2 protein-coding genes are annotated in these 1,441 nt (G+C 43.9%); both read left to right on the top strand.

What is annotated here, in order from left to right; genetic code table 11:
* Positions 1-183: 183 nt before the first annotated feature.
* Entirely contained in the window at positions 184-804 is a 621-nt protein-coding gene (locus A3739_RS04885; protein ID WP_068473594.1) for a cytochrome c, read from the top strand.
* A 206-nt stretch (positions 805-1,010) separates the two neighbouring features.
* Positions 1,011-1,441: thiol:disulfide interchange protein DsbA/DsbL (locus tag A3739_RS04880; RefSeq protein WP_197472060.1), on the top strand; the 431-nt coding region annotated here is incomplete at its 3' end.

Here is a 1,441-nt window from a genome sequence, read left to right as displayed (position 1 = left end):
ATTGGTACTGACTTAAAGTCTTTTATCACTGGGGGCTTAGTGTATAATACCCCCACTTTTTTTGCCTGATCTTTCTTGTGAGATCTTAATCAGTCGATATAATTACTGAAGGTCAGGTTGGCGAAATAATAGAAGAATAAAGCCGCAGTGAATGGCGAATTTATTAGAGTGAGCGCGCAAATTATGAATAAGTTGTTTAAGGGGTTGGTAGTTGCATTAGGTCTAAGCAGCTCTGCATTTGTTTCTGCTGAAGTTGTAGGCGATGTGCAAGCTGGTAAAGACAAGTCTGCGGTATGTGCTGCATGTCATGGTGCAGATGGTAATAGTGCGGCGGGTAACTTCCCTAAGTTAGCAGGTCAAGGCGAGAGATACTTGCTAAAGCAAATGTATGATCAAAAAGAAGGTCGTCGTGTGATTGTTGAAATGACGGGTCTTTTAGATGGTTTTAGTGACCAAGACATGGCAGATGTTGCAGCGTACTTTGCGGCGCAAACAACAACAGTTGGTCAAGCGGATCCAGAATTAGTTGAAGAAGGTCGCGCTCTTTACCGTGCCGGTAACCCAGCTACTAAAATGGCAGCATGTATCGCTTGTCACGGTCCTTCAGGTAAAGGTGTTGAGGCGGCAGGTTTCCCAGCGCTTAGCGGTCAGCATGCTGATTACACGATTGCGCAAATGAAAAAATGGCGTAGCGGTGAGCGAGCTAACGACGGTGATGCGCGTGTGATGCGTTCAATTGCTGCACGTATGAACGATCGTGAAATTGAAGCGGTAGCGAGCTATATTTCAGGTCTTTCTGAGTAATCGCTTCTTCATAGATTTGAAAACCCGAGACATCTACATCTCGGGTTTTTTTATGTCCGCAATATCATTTGAAAGCTAGGGAACTGTGACCTTTGTTTTCTGTCTGACAAGTTTAATCTAATAGTCATCTAAGCTTGCTTGAGTACGTTCAAGGGCAGGCCTATTATCTTTCGGTTATTGCTAAACACTTGTTATGAGGACACTTCATGTTTCAATTTCGTATTCTAAGCGCGCTTATGCTTGCAGCTACCATGCTATTCAGCGTCGCGACTTCCGCTGCCAGCTTGTGGGAGAAAGGTACACACTACAAAGAATTGCCATTCCCAGTTAAGACTGGTGACGCTTCTAAAATAGAAGTTGTAGAGGTGTTTTGGTACGGCTGTCCTCATTGTTATGAATTCAACAACGATCATCTTCCGCAATGGGAAGAAAGCTTCCCAGATGATGTTGATTTCCGTTTGTTGCCAGCAACGTTCCCAGGTTGGGTAACGCACGCGGAAGTATTTTTTGCAGCAGAGGAGCTAGGTAAGATCGAAGAGATGCACCAAGCTTTATTTGATGCGATTCAAGGTGCTCCTAAGAAATATCAAGATCGTGATGATTTTGTAGAAATTTTTGAAAAGCACGGCGTATCAGA

It is taken from the genome of Oleiphilus sp. HI0067 (assembly GCF_001635735.1).
This window is presented reverse-complemented; position numbering and strand designations above follow the sequence as displayed.

Coding starts and splice junctions, on each gene's coding strand:
- A3739_RS04885 (WP_068473594.1), top strand. CDS start 184: ATGAATAAGTTGTTTAAGGGGTTGGTAGTTGCATTAGGTCTAAGCAGC.